The sequence below is a fragment of the Christiangramia sp. genome (assembly GCF_029937855.1).
Taxonomy (GTDB): Bacteria; Bacteroidota; Bacteroidia; order Flavobacteriales; family Flavobacteriaceae; genus Christiangramia.
Window position 1 is genome coordinate 1 of the sequence record NZ_JAPYPC010000024.1, and the last position, 16,118, is coordinate 16,118.

General features: G+C 36.2%; 14 protein-coding genes and 1 other RNA gene. 5 read left to right on the plus strand and 10 right to left on the minus strand.

Features of this window, described 5'->3' with window-relative positions; genetic code table 11:
* Positions 1 to 167: 167 nt before the first annotated feature.
* Entirely contained in the window at positions 168 to 2,090 is a 1,923-nt protein-coding gene (locus tag Q1K34_RS12555) for a reverse transcriptase domain-containing protein (RefSeq protein ID WP_300439360.1), read from the plus strand.
* Between the two features lie 43 nt (positions 2,091 to 2,133).
* On the opposite strand, the gene Q1K34_RS12560 is transcribed toward Q1K34_RS12555, so the two are convergent.
* Together Q1K34_RS12560 and ssrA are read right to left on the minus strand one after the other, a co-directional pair.
* Positions 2,134 to 3,393 (minus strand): site-specific integrase, encoded by a 1,260-nt coding sequence (locus tag Q1K34_RS12560; RefSeq protein WP_300439363.1) that lies wholly within the window; start codon positions 3,391 to 3,393, stop codon positions 2,134 to 2,136.
* Positions 3,394 to 3,641: 248 nt separating this feature from the next.
* Positions 3,642 to 4,041: a transfer-messenger RNA gene (gene ssrA, locus Q1K34_RS12565) on the minus strand.
* Between the two features lie 602 nt (positions 4,042 to 4,643).
* On the opposite strand from ssrA, the gene Q1K34_RS12570 reads away from it, so the two are divergent.
* Positions 4,644 to 5,846 (plus strand): NAD(P)-dependent oxidoreductase, encoded by a 1,203-nt coding sequence (locus Q1K34_RS12570; RefSeq protein WP_300439366.1) that lies wholly within the window; start codon positions 4,644 to 4,646, stop codon positions 5,844 to 5,846.
* On the opposite strand, the gene Q1K34_RS12575 is transcribed toward Q1K34_RS12570, so the two are convergent.
* The 6 genes from Q1K34_RS12575 to Q1K34_RS12600 form a co-directional block, all read right to left on the minus strand.
* A complete protein-coding gene (locus tag Q1K34_RS12575) occupies positions 5,819 to 6,229 on the minus strand; it encodes a DUF2809 domain-containing protein (RefSeq protein ID WP_300439369.1) in 411 nt (136 codons plus the stop codon). The genes Q1K34_RS12570 and Q1K34_RS12575 overlap by 28 nt on opposite strands.
* A gap of 64 nt (positions 6,230 to 6,293) precedes the next feature.
* Positions 6,294 to 7,664 carry a cell envelope integrity protein CreD gene (creD, locus tag Q1K34_RS12580; protein ID WP_300439372.1) on the minus strand — a complete coding sequence of 457 codons (1,371 nt, stop codon included), beginning with the start codon at positions 7,662 to 7,664 and terminating at the stop codon, positions 6,294 to 6,296.
* Between the two features lie 33 nt (positions 7,665 to 7,697).
* Positions 7,698 to 8,462, minus strand: a complete 765-nt coding sequence (locus tag Q1K34_RS12585) for an oxygenase MpaB family protein (RefSeq protein ID WP_300439375.1) — start codon at positions 8,460 to 8,462, stop codon at positions 7,698 to 7,700.
* 8 nt (positions 8,463 to 8,470) lie between these two features.
* The gene (locus tag Q1K34_RS12590) at positions 8,471 to 8,755 is read right to left on the minus strand and encodes a hypothetical protein (protein WP_300439427.1); all 285 of its coding nucleotides are present in this window, start codon (positions 8,753 to 8,755) and stop codon (positions 8,471 to 8,473) included.
* 230 nt (positions 8,756 to 8,985) lie between these two features.
* Complete coding sequence (locus tag Q1K34_RS12595) at positions 8,986 to 9,297, minus strand: transcriptional regulator (RefSeq protein WP_300439430.1); 312 nt, start codon at positions 9,295 to 9,297, stop codon at positions 8,986 to 8,988.
* The gene (locus tag Q1K34_RS12600) at positions 9,294 to 9,938 is read right to left on the minus strand and encodes a hypothetical protein (protein WP_300439432.1); all 645 of its coding nucleotides are present in this window, start codon (positions 9,936 to 9,938) and stop codon (positions 9,294 to 9,296) included. The genes Q1K34_RS12595 and Q1K34_RS12600 overlap by 4 nt, the downstream gene beginning before the upstream one ends.
* A gap of 122 nt (positions 9,939 to 10,060) precedes the next feature.
* Here Q1K34_RS12600 and Q1K34_RS12605 point away from each other — a divergent pair, with 122 nt between their 5' ends.
* A complete protein-coding gene (locus Q1K34_RS12605; RefSeq protein ID WP_300439435.1) occupies positions 10,061 to 10,888 on the plus strand; it encodes an endonuclease/exonuclease/phosphatase family protein in 828 nt (275 codons plus the stop codon).
* Positions 10,889 to 10,928: 40 nt separating this feature from the next.
* On the opposite strand, the gene Q1K34_RS12610 is transcribed toward Q1K34_RS12605, so the two are convergent.
* Positions 10,929 to 12,251 carry a mechanosensitive ion channel gene (locus Q1K34_RS12610; protein ID WP_300439438.1) on the minus strand — a complete coding sequence of 441 codons (1,323 nt, stop codon included), beginning with the start codon at positions 12,249 to 12,251 and terminating at the stop codon, positions 10,929 to 10,931.
* A gap of 167 nt (positions 12,252 to 12,418) precedes the next feature.
* Positions 12,419 to 13,237 carry a 3-deoxy-8-phosphooctulonate synthase gene (kdsA, locus tag Q1K34_RS12615; RefSeq protein WP_300439441.1) on the minus strand — a complete coding sequence of 273 codons (819 nt, stop codon included), beginning with the start codon at positions 13,235 to 13,237 and terminating at the stop codon, positions 12,419 to 12,421.
* A 130-nt stretch (positions 13,238 to 13,367) separates the two neighbouring features.
* Between kdsA and Q1K34_RS12620 the strand changes: the two genes are divergently transcribed.
* On the plus strand, positions 13,368 to 13,853 hold the full coding sequence (locus tag Q1K34_RS12620; RefSeq protein ID WP_300439444.1) for a DinB family protein: 486 nt from the start codon (positions 13,368 to 13,370) through the stop codon (positions 13,851 to 13,853).
* 348 nt (positions 13,854 to 14,201) lie between these two features.
* The gene (typA, locus tag Q1K34_RS12625) at positions 14,202 to 16,004 is read left to right on the plus strand and encodes a translational GTPase TypA (protein WP_300439447.1); all 1,803 of its coding nucleotides are present in this window, start codon (positions 14,202 to 14,204) and stop codon (positions 16,002 to 16,004) included.
* Positions 16,005 to 16,118: the final 114 nt, after the last annotated feature.

Below are 16,118 nucleotides of genomic sequence, written 5' to 3' on the forward strand. Positions count from 1 at the left end.
AATAATAGAATCAAACCCCTTTATTTAAAACTTACACACTTTACGGGATAGTGTCCTATTTTTAAATTCTCAACAGGCATTCTTGAGACAGACTGCCGTTATAGGCTATTTTCTCACTCAGTCTATTTATTCTAAAGCGTTATATTTGGAGAAACCGTAAATCCAAAATGTCCAAAAAAAATTTTAACACTAACTTTTTTTTAGAAAAAACACACTTTCAGAAAGCTTTTGAGTTAGTAAAATTACAATTAGAAAATAAAAACAATTCTTTTAAAACTCTTGAACTAGAAATATATCGAAATCTTGATATTTTAAAAACATTCGATGTCGACGATTATTATAAAAAATATATCAAAAAAGACATTTTTTATAACCACGTAGATAAATTTTACAACATTTCTTATCTGATACCTAAAGGTTTCTATGGAGTTAGAAATTTTAACTTCCTTTCATTTGAAATGCTCATTCTCTATTATGCACTAGGTTTTTATCTACATGATCTTATAAATGAATCTTTTAAGACAATAGAAGAAAAAAAAGATAATCGAGATAATATAAATACATATTACGGTGGTAAGATTAATTTTGGCACCCCAAAAAATTCTGATTTATACTACTTAAAAGATTATATCCACTTCAATCAGTCAGTAAACGGTCAAATAAAAGATATACTAAGTAAAAGGAAAAAAGCAATTGTAATTAAATTAGATATTCAGGATTATTTCAAGAGTGTCGATTTCGATATACTTATAGAAATCCTTGAAAAATATTCTGTTCCATCCAATAGAAAAACTCATAATTTTGATCAAACAACTATTCAAGAAATAAAAAATTTATTTCTTTTTATAAATAAAAATAAAATTGGGCTTCCTCTATTTTCACAAAATATTATTTCCAATTTCCTCAGTTATATATACTTATACGAACTAGACAACTATATACAAAATTTAGATGTAGCTAAGGAAAAGGAATTTATATATGCTCGTTATGTCGATGACTTCTATCTTATTTACAAAAGAAACAAAGGTTTAAAAAATGATTTTATTGGAAATGAAATTTTTGAAATATCAACTGGCATCTCAAAATTTTTAGCAAGTGAGTTAAATTTAAAAATTAATAATTTAAAGTCTCAAGAATTAATCATATCTGATCAAGATGATTTCGATAAATTCATCAAAAAAGAAAAGGTTGTAAGCTTACCAGAAAACGAAGAAGAAGATGAGAAAACTCCTCAAGAAAAATTAAAGGAAATTCTAAATATAATTCGGAAACTTAAAAAGGATTATAAGTCCTATGGTAAAGCCTACATAAATACTGATGGTAATAATAAACTTAATGATATCTTTTCAAATAATTTAAAGAATTACTCCAATTCAACCACAGCAAAAAAAGAAATTGATAAAGTATTCAAGGACTGGAATCCTATACTAACTCTAGCGAATACTTCTACACTAACTTTTCTAATAAAATTATCCTCTTCAAATTCAGAATTCAAGAAATTCTTATTTGAACAAAATGAATCTAATTTTCAAAACCCTCAGTATCTCTATCTTTTAGAAAAATTTATTTTAAATAATAATTTAAAGGAATCTGATAAACAGAAAATTATTGAAATCAAAAGAAATAATTCATATCTAGAATTAATAAAAAAAGTTTTGGATTCAGATTATAAAATGGCTCTACCATCTAATTTCAATTTAAATATTAGAAATAAAGACTTAAAAACATATGATTCAATGTGCCAACAGTTGAAAATGCTAGTTCTGGCAGAAACCGAACAGAAATTTAACTTAGCTTTTAATCACCTACTAAACATTTTTCACCTTCATTGTTTCGAATTCGATAAGAATAAAAATGATAAGAAATTGAAAAATTACAATCAAAATTCTGTAACTAATTATCTAGATGACCTTGGTTTGTCCATTGAATACATAAATTTTTCAATTCAGTTTTTTAACCGGAGAAATAAAAATAATATATCACACCCAGGCGAAAAAGAAATGGAGAATTGGACTGTTGATAAAGAAGAATACTTAAAATTTAAACTAAAACTTAATGATGTTTTTGGTAAAATAGAAAACAGCCTATAACATGGTATAATTCAAGTTTTTTCTAAATTTAGAATGCTGTTTTTTATTTTTCGTGATTCTTTCTTGAAGTAGATTTCGCGGCTTCTTTCTCTGCCAGTTTTAATTTTAATGCCTTCATGTCATCACTAATTTTCCGGTCTACAATCTTAGCATAATGCTGTGTTGTACGTAGATCCTGGTGCCCCAGCATCTTACTAACAGATTCTATAGGCACACCATTGGTCAGAGTAATAGTAGTTGCAAAAGTATGCCGGGCGAGGTGAGTGGTGAGTGGTTTCTTTATACCACATAACGCTGCGATCTCTTTTAAAAAGGCATTGGATTTCTGGTTGCTCAATACAGGTAAAACGTATTTTCCGTCTTTTACTTCCGGATGGTCTTTGTAACGATCTAAGATTTCCTCGGCAACGGGTAGGAGTGGAATACTGCTCAGGGATTTTGTTTTGGTTCTCTTGATGCGAATCCATTTGCCACCATCGATGCCTTTAGTGATATCAGTGCTGCTCAGTTTTTTCACATCAGAGTAAGCTAGGCCGGTATAACAACTAAATACAAACATATCCCGAACCAGTTTAAGGCGATCCAGATGTAGATCTTTATCGATTAGCTTCTGTACTTCCTCTTCGTTTAAATATTCCCTCTCTACCGTTTCAAATTGCACCTTGTAATTATAGAACGGGTCGCGGTCCATCCACTGGTTAGCCAGGGCAATTCGAATGATCTTTTTAAAATTGTTCACATACTTCAAAGCGGAGTTATGGTTACATTCCCTTTTGGTCTTTAAAAAATACTCGAACCTGGTGATAAACTGATGGTTGATATCATTCATCGGGTAATCAGCGACCTTCAATTCTTCATTAATGAATTGTTCCACATGGTTATAACAGGTCCAGTAACGATTTGCGGTACTTTTAGAGATGCTTTTGCCCGAAAGCCGATCCATTTGTTCATTATGCTCATTAAAGACCTCCAGGGTCATTTTAGCCTTCTTTTTATTTACTCCTTTAAATTCATCAAGTATGCTTTTTGAGGAAACAGATTTTTTCTTCTCAATGAGGTCCTGGTGTATATTCTTGATTCTATTCCTAATTACATTTATGTAATTGTTCAATTCTATCGCTTCAGGGCTTTTTCCCAGCATTTTTTCAGATTTTGAATGCCATTTCCTGGGATCCACTTTGCGGTTAATTGTCATGGCAGACCGCTTATTATCTACCGATATTCTTAGGTAAATGTCACTCTCAGAAGATTTATTGCTTCTGCTTTTTCGAAGGTAAAAACTAAGTTGGTACGAAGTGCTCATATTTTTGGTCATAAAATTGGCACTTAAAATAGTGAAAAATGATATACGAAATGAAATTTTAATATTTCGTAAAGAATTGATATTAAGGGTTTATGGGTGCTTCTGGTGACCAATTTTTTCGGAAAAAATTGGTCACCAGATTGGTAACCAAAAATGTGTTATTATTTGATATTAAACGACATTCTTAAAAATGAAAAACCCCGTAAATCCTAGGATTCCGGGGTTTTTGATTGAGATTGATACTCAAAAAGTGGAGTCGGAGGGGTTCGAACCCTCGTCCAAACAAGCAATTCAGATGCTTTCTACACGTTTAGTTTTCACTTGATTGTCGATGCAAAGCCGGCCGAAAACCACCAACTTTACACGTATCCTCACTTAAGTTTCGGAAACTCATCAAGGCCCTGAGCTTCCTATATTTACTTTATCGGTGCCCCGGTTGCGAATGCCGTAAATCAAGGCCTTCGCGGGACATCTTGGCCTCCTGCCTTGCAGGAGTTAAGAGTAACCTACTATAATTCGGTTACGCAGCCAAGGCGTAGTTATTCTCGCCGTTTAAAAAAGTGTGAAACATGAGATTTAAGAGCTATATTCCGGCGCTCTACGTGCTTACAACTCAATTAGACTCGCTGTCAAAACCAAGTCGACCCCATAAAATAATGAACATCTTGAAGTACGAGTTCCGAAGTTAGAATTACGAATCTTTAATCATTCGTACTTCGTATTTTATACTTCTAATTTCAATGATGGCGTTCCGCTCCTGCTTGCGCAGTCGCGGCGGGCTATTCGCTTCAATCTTTTTAAGATGCTTTCTAGCTTTCGCTCGTAATCCCTTAAAAAGGATTTCCGCTGCTATCCCTAACGCGAATGTGAACGGTTAAAATTGTTTGATTTTAACCAGTTCGAATTCGTCCTGAATTTATTTCAGGACCTCTTCTAAAATCCGTCAAGCTGTTCCGATAGCTATCGGAATTGATTCAGCTTCTCAAAATAAGATTCTGAAACAAGTTCAGAATGACACCATTAAAAAATAAAATTTCAAAGAATACCAACTGTTATTTCCAGTTGGGCCAGCAAAGATACTCATTTCACTAACAATTAGCTTATCCTGTCTAATATTTCCTATTTCACCTCTCTCTTGGGAGAGGTCGGAACTACTTTTTGTAGTCCCGGGTGAGGGTTAAAAAAATTTTTCGGAATTTTTTTATTTATATCTTTGAGACACTACAAAACTACACAAAACCTATACCAAAATGATAAAATTTGCCCTGATCAAAGAACGAAAAACTCCGCCCGATCGCCGCGTCGTTTTTTCTCCACAAATGCTTAAAGAAGTGGTTTCTCAATTTCCGGAAGCTTCCTTTAAAGTGGAAAGTTCTGATATCAGGATATTTAAGGATCAGGAATATCGTGATGCAGGTTTTGAAGTTTCCGAAGATATTAGTGATTGTGAGGTGCTTTTAGGAGTAAAAGAAGTGCCCATCCCAAATTTGATACCTGACAAAAAGTACTTCTTTTTTAGTCATACTATTAAAAAGCAGCCTTATAATCGTGACCTGCTACGAGAAATTCTGGAAAAGAATATTGAGTTGTACGATCATGAGGTGATTACCGATAGAAATAATGCCAGGCTTATTGGATTCGGTAGGTATGCGGGTCTGGTAGGCGCTTATAATGGTATTCGGGCTATCGGGATTAAGGAAAGGAGATTTGAACTACCCCGCGCCGAAGATCTTCCTGATCTGGAGGCGATGCTGGCAGAATTAGGAAAAATTACGCTTCCAAACTATAAATTTGTACTAACGGGAAGTGGAAAAGTAGCCCGTGGAGCGAAAGAAATTCTTGATCATTTAAAGATTAAGAAAGTATCAGCAGCGGAGTATTTAAAGAATGAATTTAACGAACCTGTTTTTTGCTGTATCGATGTATTGGATTATGCCAAGCGAAAAGACGGGGCTCAGGGTAGTAGAATGGAATTCTATAAAGTTCCGGAAAACTATGAATCAGATTTTATGAAATTTGCCAAAACCAGCGATGTTTTTATTGCAGGTCATTTCTATGGAGAAGGGGCACCCATATTTTATTCAGAAGAGGATATTAAAAATGAAGATTTCAGAATTAAATATGTGGCTGATATTTCCTGCGATATTGCAGGGCCTGTGGCTAGCACAATCCGACCTTCAACTATAGCTGAACCATTTTATGGCTATGATCCTGAAACAGGTTCAGAAACAGATTTTATGAATTCCGAAGCTATCTGCGTTATGGCGGTAGACAATCTGCCTTGTGAACTGCCGAAAGATGCCAGCGAAGGTTTTGGGGAAATGTTTCTCGAAAATGTAATTCCTGCATTTTTCAATGATGATAAAGATGGGATCCTGGGACGTGCAAAAATGACCGAAAATGCCAGGCTTACGCCTTTATACTCCTACTTGGAGGATTTTGTAGAAGAATAGGTGTAAGTATTTTGATAATATTCTAAAAAGTAGCAAAAAATAATTCCCAGGCTGTAAGCTAGTAGGTCCCATACTGAGAAACTACTACCTAAAAGGATCATAACAACTGCAGGTGGTTGATATTGTAATACTTTAACGATGTTGATCAGCTGGAAGAATTCTACGGCAAAAGAAAAGATCAACACGATCAAAAGCCCTTTCAGTACAGAAATTCTGGAGACTGCCATCAGGAAACAGTAGAGTAGGATCACTACCAGGAAATCGCCCAGGTATGGACGAATAAAAAAGTCTGAAATATACATTTCGATCAGGATCTCGATGATCAGCAGGGCAAGAAATCCTAGTATATAATTAAGTTTCTTATTCCTTTTAAATCTCTGCATATATTAAATAAGAGCCAGTGATTAGAGTGATTAGACTGTCTCCTTTTAAAGATATCCAATAATCTTAATAATTATTCCAGTCTATTTTGCGTGAGACATACATCACGCCCGCCAGAATGATAAAAAGACCTATACTGCCCACTAATAAAGCATAGCTTTCTAATTGAATGATAATATAAATGAATGAATACAGCGCTAAAAGTGAAGCACCAATAAATAATGAAAATTTCCAGCCCTCAAGAATACTTTTAGAAAACAGGCTGATCATGAGGATGACAGAAATTCCGGCGATGAGATATGCTTTTAAAAAACTACTGTGTTCAGAAATAGAGATCAATAAAGTGTAGAACATCACCAGACCTAAACCTATCATGAGGTATTGGAAAGGATGGATTGGGATCTTACTAATGGTTTGTATTAGGAAGAATAGAAGGAAGGTGAGCCCGATCACCAAAAATCCATATTTTGTGGCTCGTTCACTCTTCTGGTATTCATCTACGGGAACCATAAGGTCCACTCCAAAAGAATATTGGGTTAGATCTGGTAAATGATTCTCGAACACCTGGGGGAATGGCCGGTTGATATCTAAAACCTTCCATTTTGCGTTAAAACCATTTTCAGTTATTTTGTCAGCATTAAAAGGTAGAAAATTACCTTTGAAACTGTTCGTTTTCCAGTCTGATTTTATGGTCGCTTCTGTGGTCTTGCCTATAGGGACAAAAGAAATTTCAGAACTCCCATTTATGGAGATCTCCATTTTAAATTCCAGCGGGTTATCCTTATTGAACTCCATTTCTGAAAATGCCGCGCTTTCCATGAGAAATAGTTCTTTCCCTGGAAGCTGCTCTCGATTCTGTGCCTGATATTTAGACGAGAAGGAATATATTTTATTGTTAATTTCAATATTCATCTGTTCATTTACTCCCTTCAGATTAGAAGTGTTTAAAATGATCTTTGTTTTTTCCCATAGAATATTCGCTTCCGGGTTATCCTCATTTTGTATTGCAGAAACTGAAAAACTACCCTTGAGCTCTGACGAACTTTTATATACCACTGTTTTATAGATTCCGCGTTTTTTCAATTCTGGATCCACGCTGGAATGAATGTTCAGGTGATCGGGAAAAAGATAAAGATGTTTAATTTCTTCAATAGTTTCCGTAGTCATTCCATTTTTTAAATTGGTAATTTGTTTCTCACGGAAAAGCCGATAAGGGATCTTGAGCACTGGACCGTATATAGTAACCGGTTCGCCCCATTTCTCCGTGATTTCGTTTACTACAGATTGCTTTCTTTGAGATCTTTCTTTGATGAGGTCTTCTATCATGGCGAGCGGGATTAGAAGAACTAAGCTTAAGATCCCGATGACAAACATCCTTGCGGTAATAGAGTTCTTTAACCAGCGTGCTATTTTGTTGGTATTTGATTCGTTGTTCATTTTTTGATTTTTAATGATGAATAATGGATGGAATCAGGCAGGTGCGCGGTCCATAGACCTTATTTCCTCTTGATAGGCTGAGGGTAGGACGAGTGATTTTAGTAGCCAGTCCAGTTTCATGATCCGGATGATCTTGTAAATCAGAATGACAGGATGTAAAAGGGAAAAACTTCTAAACAGCAGGAGTTGCCTAACCTTCTTCGGCGTGATGAGTATCTGTGTTTCAATGAGCAATCTATAGCGGAACCAACCGAGCTGTTGGCGATACCGTTTATATAAAGCTTCGGAAAAATTACCATAGTGAAGATGTTGCTCCAGATGATTTTTCCGCATGCGCTGAAATTGTTCAAAACTCTGCGGAAGATCTTTTATGCGCATACGCTTACCAAGTCGGTAGAATACCTGAAAGACTTCACGTTTTTCAGCAAGGCTTAAAGTTCTTTCCAGTATTTCATAGGACCTGATGGAGTAATCTATCAGCATAAGCAAGACATCACGGTATGCCCAATCTGGAATGTTCCTGCCACGACTTGTTTCTACTGAATTGTGTATGGTATTGATATTTTCAATGGCTTTTATAGCTGCCTGTTTTTCTGAAAAGACAATCTTACGGGCATAACTAACCGTAGAAAACAGCCTGCCGAGTGGATCCTGGGGAAGTTTTCCTGTGTAGAATAACCAGTCTACCGCTTTGTTTAAAGCGAATTCTGCAGAGGCTCCGGCAAAAATGAAAAGAATGGTATCGCCCTTTCCCCAGATTTCTCGAACAATAGAATTTTCCCTTACAAAGTATTCCATGATATGATTTAACTTCCTGCAAATGGAGTACCGAAGATTCCTACCGCCAACTCGGCCCAAATGACAAATAATATGAGTAAGATTACTGCACAGGCAATGATCCTGCTTTTCAAGGTTTTGAATTTATTCAGGGCAAAATTGATAGCGAGGCCGGTAAGGAATAACAGAATTCCCATAATTACAAAATCTGAACTGCTCCAGTCTACTTCATTCGAGACCTGCATTCCAATAAAAGGGATGAGTAAAATGCCGGCAACGGCCATCAGGATAATTGATAAATTTTTAGTTTTCATGATTAAATAATTTAGTTAGACAATTTTAAGTACTTTGAAATTCAAAGTTGATTAATAAAAAAATATAGTTGAATTGTTTATTTAAGTCACCGTGAATTCATTTCAGGGTCTATAAATTGTAACTCATTACTTTTGAATTAGATTCTGAAACAAGTTCAGAATGACGTTATTTTTTCAGTTTAGAACATTTAATTAATAAGCGATTCATATTTATTGTTTCAATTTAATGTTTAAATATTCAGTTCATTTTTAGTCTTTAAAAGCTTTTCAAGTGCATCAAGATGTTCCCTGAAAGCCTTTCTGCCTTTATCTGAGGCAATATATCTGGTATTTGGTTTTCTATCTATAAAAGATTTTTCCACTTTTATATAGTTTTGTTTCTCCAGGGCTTTGGTATGACTGGCAATATTACCATCGGTCGCCCCGAGTAGCTCTTTTAGCGTTTTAAAGTCTGCATGATCGTTCACCATCAATACACTCATAATTCCAAGTCGTATCCTATGATCAAAAGCTTTATTTATATTGCTTATAATATTCTTCATTCAGCAGTTTTTCTGTCATATTTATTATGCATCCAGATGCCGTAAATAATATGAAAGACTCCAAATCCAACAGCCCAGAAATAGATTCCGAAACCTATAAATTGGGTAGCGATTAAACCAAGGATTAGGTTTGCATACCCAAGGCTTTTAAGATCTGCAAAGGTATATTTACTTCCGTGAATTAAAGCCAGTCCGTAAAAAACTAACATTGCAGGAGCGATTAAACCAATAATGCCGTATTGCAATAGCACCAGGCAGAAAACTCCACCTGCTGCAAGAGGAGCAAAGAAGTTTATTAGCAGACGTTTACTGGTAGCATCCCATATTTGCTGATCATTTTTTCTCGCTTTTCTCGTGGTAAGAAGAATAGCAGTCCCAATGGCCAGTATCAAAACTGCTATGGCTACAAGAAACAATTGTTGGGTTAGATCAGGATTGATATAGGTTGCTGAATATGAAGTGTATTCTTCGCCATACATTGAATTATTTTCGTTTAATATCAATTTTGCGATCACTGCACCAATAAGGGCATAGCAGCCCGCGAATACACCAGAAAGTCCGCTAAGCGATATAAATCGTGACGAGCGATTCATCATATTTTTGATCTCGCTGAGGTCTTTAAGATACTTTTCGTTTTCCATTTTAAAGTACTTTGAAAAACAAAGTAAAATAAAAATCTTTAATCCAGGCCATAAAATTTTAATAATTTTAAAATCACTTTCAGTTTTAGCAATAATGCCGAACTTTATAGAAAATAAATCTTATGCGAAATCTATTTTTAATCATAGGTGTTTTATTTAGCCTTCCCGAAATGCAAAGTCAGGAGATGAAGCTTATGACCTACAATATTAAATATGCGAATGAAAATGACGGGGAGAATAGCTGGTCTAAGAGGAAGGACTGGATCACCAGTCAGGTTCAGTTTTATGAACCCGATATTATGGGAGTGCAGGAAGCAGTTAAATCGCAGTTGGATCATTTTACTGAAAATGTGGAAACCTATAAGGTCCTTGGAGTAGGAAGGGAAGGTGGGGACCAGGGTGAATTTAGTGCTATTCTTTATAAGGATGAACAGTTTGAGGTGCTTGAATCTGATACTTTCTGGCTTTCTGAGACGCCTGATAAAACAAGTAAAGGTTGGGATGCAGATTTTAAAAGGATTTGCACCTATGCCTTATTCCAGAATAAAGAATCTGGTAAAAAATTCTTCGTTTTTAATACACATTTTGATCATGTAGGCGATGAAGCCAGGCTAGAGAGTGCTAAACTGATCATTAAAAAAATTGAAGAATTGAATAAAGAGGGCCTACCGATATTTTTGATGGGCGATTTTAATCTGGAGCCTGAAACCGATGGAATTGCTATTATTCGTAATGCTCTGGATGATTCAAAAACGGAAGCCGAATTTACTTTTGGACCGAATGGGACTTTTAATGGCTACAATTTTTCTGAACCGGCCAAGCGGCGTATCGATTATATTTTTGTGAATGATAAAGTGAAAGTGAAAAAGTATGCGGTACTAACCGATTCCAAAGATCTCAGGTATCCTTCAGATCACTTTCCCGTAATGATCATGGCAACTTTAAAATAGATCAATAAAAAAGCCCTGCAATTTGCAGGGCTTTTCAATATTATAGATTTAAGCGTGGATCGTTGGGATCGTTGGGATCATTAGGTTTATCCGGGTTATTAGGATTTGCCGGATCATTAAGATCTCTTCTTGGGCTTGTAGGATCGTATGAACCAGGAGGAGTACCTGAATTAGTTTTTGGCCCATCCAGGGATTTATCATCCTTAAATTTCTGAATGATCTCCTTAAAATGTTCTCCTGCTGCTTCACGACCACCAAGACCGTAACTCAGGGCAACCGCCACAGCAATAGCTCCAAGGATTAAACCAAAAGCTAGTTCAACAATCTCATTGGCAATTCCCATAGTTCTCAAGGCAATAGCAAGGAATAACGCTAAAGATGCCCACCTTACCACACTCGCAATAAAATTATTGCTTCTGGATTTAGACATGGTATTGTAGATCATTATAGATATATAATTACCTACTGCCAGAATAATTAATCCGAAGATAATTTGACCGGTAACTTCAAGGATCTCATCAAGTATTTCAGAAAGTTGTGTAAGGTCTAAAATATCTACGGCGGTTATAATTCCGAAGAAAACAAGGAAGAAATAGATCAAATTAGCAATGATCTTTGAAAGAGACTGATTGGCTCCAATCATATTTTGGATTTGGATCTTTTCTGCTGCACGATCTAATCCCATACTTTTAAATAGATCTTCCAGGAAATCTGCCAGATACTTTCCTCCCCAGATAAACACCATCAATACTAATCCAGCAATAATGATTTCTCCTAGCATTTCAGTGAAATCATACAAAATGTCATTTGCAGGCTGGGAAATGGCATCTAATTGTAATGCATTGAAAGCCTGTATAAGAAATGGAATGAAAATTACGATGAAAACAATTTTTTTAAGGATATTAATGAGCTTGTTAGTATCCTTAAATCCTGTTTTATCTACCCAACGGTCCAAAAAGTTCCCACTTATACTTATGAGATTGGCAACAAATTTAGCCAGAATATAACCGATAAAGGCAATCAGGATAGCACCGATTAAATTAGGAATAAAGCTTAAAAATTCACCGACCATGTTTTCCAGGGGCGTGAGTACCTGTTCTACTCCCAGGATTTCCAGCACTACAAGAATCACGACGATCATTATGACATAGTACACGATATTTGCCAGAAAAACATTGGTGTCTCCAACGTCACTTTTACCAAATACCCTTTCGTCCCAATTGGTTTTTCGGAGCAATCTTACAATTAAGGATTTAATTCCTTTGGCTATTAACCATCCTACCAGTAATACCAGTAATGCACCAAGCAAATCAGGTAAAAAGTTAGCAACCTGATCTGCAAAATTTTCTAGTTGGTTTTCCATTTTTATATTCAAATTTTAGTTAGACCAATCAATTTAGATAGATTCCTTCAATTTAGGTGATTGATTAACAATTGTTTAAACAGCAGCAGGAGAATTATAGGAAAGATTTAGCATTTGACATAAAAAAAGCCCCGATAGCGGGGCTTTTATGGGGTGTTTGGAATTTGCTATAATGAATTAATCGTTTTTCTAATAGCGACAAGATTACTCAGCAGTTTTTCAAGATGAGCTAGATCAAGCATATTAGCTCCGTCACTTTTAGCATTTGACGGGTCAAAATGAGTTTCAATAAATAAACCATCAACCATATTTACCACGCCCGCACGGGCAATGGTCTCAATCATATCTGGTCTTCCACCGGTAACCCCTGTACGTTGATTGGGTTGTTGCAAAGAATGGGTAACGTCTAATACCGTTGGTGCATAATCACGCATGGTTGGAATCCCGCGAAAATCGACAATTAGATCCTGGTATCCGAACATAGTTCCTCGATCTGTTATCATTACTTGCTCATTATTGCAGTCGGTCACTTTGGTCACGGCATGTTTCATCGCCTCCGGACTCATAAACTGGCCTTTTTTAAGGTTTACGACCTTTCCCGTTTCAGCCGCGGCCACCACAAGATCTGTTTGTCTTACCAGAAAAGCAGGGATTTGAAGTATATCTACATATTCCGCAGCCAGCTTAGCATCATCTATTTCATGTATATCTGTAACCGTAGGTACTTTAAAGGTTTCTGAAACTTTACGAAGGATCTTTAGCGCTTTTTCATTGCCAATTCCTGTAAAACTGTCTATCCTGCTGCGATTTGCTTTTTTGAATGAGCCTTTAAAAACATAAGGAATGTTCAATTTGTCAGTAATGGTAACTACTTTTTCGGCAATTCTTAAAGCCATTTCTTCACCCTCAATAGCGCAGGGGCCAGAGAGTAAAAAGAAATTGTTAGAATCAATGTGTTTTAAATTCGGAATTTTACTTAGATCCATTTCTCAAAATTTGATGCAAAGATAAATGAATTAATAGCCGCTTCCAATTCAGCTGTTTTTTATAAAGCATAAAATCAAACCTAATTTTCCCTAACTTAGAAGGTGCTTTAATTCTAATACTGAAGAAATTATGGAAATTCATGAGTTTTTAATTCCTCAATTGCAACAGGAAGTTGCCCTGACCGAAAAATTTTTAAAGCGAATCCCGGAAGATAAAATGGAATGGCAGCCTCATGAAAAATCCATGACCATAAAACAAATTGCCAATCATCTTGCTGAAATTCCTGCCTGGATAACAGGAACTATGGAAGCAGAATCTCTGGATGTAAAAGGTTATAGCTCCCCCAGTTTTGATTCGGTTAATGATATTATTCAGGAGTTAAAACAGAATACCATTTCTGCTGAAACTTCATTGCGCAAACCCGATTCTGAATTTCGTAGGAGTTGGAAAATGACTAAAGAAGGAGAAACTTTGTTTGAAATGCCCAAATTTAATGTTTTACAGGCTATGGTGATGAACCAATTCCCCCATCACCGGGCGCAACTGGGGGTTTATTTTCGACTCCTGGATATTCCGGTGCCGGCAACTTATGGTCCCTCGGCAGATGAACAATAAAAAAAAGGTTTATGGGTGGGAGGCCAAAAATGAAACCCTCAAAATATCCCCAAGGAGATTTCGTTTCTTGAAATTTTTTATATTTCGGCTTCATAAAATTCAATATGTATAAGTATTTGGTGAATTTTTTAATCCTCGTTGGATTCGGGTTATTTTTCTATTTCAGAATAGGAATGGACTGGAAACTCTATATTTTGATTTTCGCTGCGTTGGTGCATCTCTCGATTTTCTTCATTAAACTTAAAAATGATCAAAAACAGACTGATTAACAGTGAATTAAATAATTTATAAACCACGCTGGTTTAGCGAAAAATAGCTGTACATTTGCAGCCTTAAAAATAAGGCTACATGACAGCTATAAGAAATATCGCGATTATCGCACACGTTGACCATGGTAAGACTACCCTGGTTGATAAAATTATGCATCACTGTGAATTGTTCCGTGATAACCAGTCTACAGGTGAACTTATCCTGGACAATAACGATCTTGAGAGGGAAAGAGGAATTACTATTACTTCCAAGAACGTTTCGGTTACTTACAAAGACACAAAGATAAACATTATTGATACGCCTGGTCACGCCGACTTTGGTGGGGAAGTAGAACGTGTTTTGAACATGGCTGATGGTGTATTGCTATTGGTGGATGCTTTTGAAGGGCCAATGCCTCAAACCCGTTTCGTATTGCAGAAAGCGATCGATCTTGGTTTGAAGCCATGTGTGGTAATCAATAAGGTAGACAAGGAGAATTGTACTCCAGATGAAGTTCATGAAAAGGTATTTGACCTGATGTTTGAACTTGGTGCTGAAGAATGGCAATTGGATTTTCCAACCGTTTACGGTTCTGCGAAGAACAACTGGATGAGTGACGACTGGAGAAATGAAACTGATACTATTGAGCCTCTACTTGATATGGTAATGGAGCATATTCCTGCACCAAAGGTAGATCTTGAGGGAACTCCACAAATGCTTATTACTTCTCTTGACTTTTCTTCATTTACCGGCCGTATTGCGATAGGTAGATTACAGAGAGGAATTTTGAAAGAAAATCAGCAGGTTTCTTTAGTGAAGCGTGATGGAAGCATCAAGAAAACAAGAATTAAAGAATTACATACTTTCGAAGGTTTAGGCCGAAGAAAGATAGAGGAAGTACAGGCTGGAGATATCTGTGCGATCGTAGGTTTGGAAGGTTTTGAAATTGGTGATACCGTTGCCGATTTTGAAAATCCTGAAGGATTAAAGACAATTGCTATTGATGAGCCTACCATGAGTATGCTTTTCACAATTAACGATTCGCCTTTCTTCGGAAAAGATGGGAAATTCGTGACTTCAAGACATATCAAGGAACGTTTGATGAAAGAGCTTGAGAAGAACCTTGCGCTGCGTGTTAACGAAACAGATAGTGCTGATAAATTCTTAGTGTATGGTCGTGGAGTACTTCACTTATCTGTTCTTATCGAAACTATGAGACGTGAAGGTTACGAACTTCAAATTGGACAGCCGCAGGTAATTATCAAGGAAATCGACGGAGTTAAATGTGAGCCTGTTGAAGAATTGACGATAGATCTTCCGGAAGATGTTTCTGGTAAAGCCGTGGAAATGGTTACCATGAGAAAAGGGGAGATGCTTTCTATGGAAGCTAAGGGAGATAGAATGAATATTCAGTTCCTTATTCCGTCTCGTGGAATTATTGGATTAAGAAACCAGTTGCTTACTGCTACTGCAGGTGAGGCGATCATGGCGCACCGTTATAAAGAATATCAGCCGGTAAAAGGTGGAATTCCGGAACGTCAGAATGGTTCTTTGGTTTCTATGGAAAAAGGAAAAGCAATTCCTTATTCTATTGATAAATTACAGGATAGAGGTAAGTTCTTTGTAGATCCGGGAGAGGATATTTATGAAGGTCAGGTAATTGGTGAAAACTCTCGTCAGGATGATATGGCGGTGAATATCACCAAGACAAAGAAGCTTTCTAACGTACGTTCTTCGGGAGCAGATGACAAAGCGAAAATTGTTCCGGCAATTAAGTTCTCCTTGGAAGAAGCTTTGGAATATATTCAGAAAGATGAATATGTGGAGGTGACTCCAAATCACCTGAGATTAAGAAAAGTGCTTCTTACTGAAAATGAAAGAAAAAGATCTAAAGCGATCTAAAACCACTTTCATCCTGAGCATAATTGGAGGTCATCCTGAGCGCAGTTGAAGGATAAATAAGAGATAAATAAATAAAAAGCCTGCCGTAAGGCGGGCTTTTTCATGAATAAAAAT